The sequence below is a fragment of the Xanthomonas sp. WHRI 1810A genome, assembly GCF_040202885.1.
GTDB lineage: Bacteria > Pseudomonadota > Gammaproteobacteria > Pseudomonadales > Pseudomonadaceae > Aquipseudomonas.
Map to the genome: position 1 here is coordinate 1 of NZ_JBEGED010000063.1, position 563 is coordinate 563.

Genomic DNA, 563 nt, shown 5'->3' on the forward strand with positions numbered 1-563 from the left:
GCATCTGAGCGCAGCCCTGGCTGCCACCACCGGCCTGCTGTGTGCGGCGCGCCGTCAGGTGCTGATCTATACGCGTGCACTGGATCCGCCGCTGTTCGACAACGTTGCGGCACTCGATGCGCTGCGTCGCTTCGCCACCGCCCGGCATGACAAACGCGTGCATGTACTGGTGCAGGACACCGCAAGCGCCAACGCCAGTGGCAGCGCGCTGTTGCGGCTGGCCCAGCGCCTGCCCAGCGTGTTTCGCTTCCGTGCGGTCAGCGATCCGGTCGATGGCAGCTACGCGTCGGCCTACGTGGTAGGCGATGACGCCTACTACTTTCGTCCAACAGGCCACCGCTTCGACGACGGCGAAACTTGGCTGTCGGGCGCCGCGCGCAGTCGTCAGCTGGAGCGCGAATTCGCGCAGATATGGGAGCGCAGCGCGCTTTGGAGCGAACCGCGCGCGCTCGGCATCTGACGCCGCAGCGCCCTTCGCACGTAGGTGCGAGGCCGGTCGACCTACCCGTCCGGTCAGCTCGCAGACGCCCTGTCATTAGCGCAAGGGGGTATAATTTTTCGAG

General features: G+C 66.4%; 1 pseudogene. It reads left to right on the forward strand.

Annotated features, from left to right (window positions below):
• Window positions 1-460: pseudogene (locus ABQX22_RS26730) on the forward strand (GNAT family N-acetyltransferase); the annotation flags it as partial.
• Window positions 461-563: the final 103 nt, after the last annotated feature.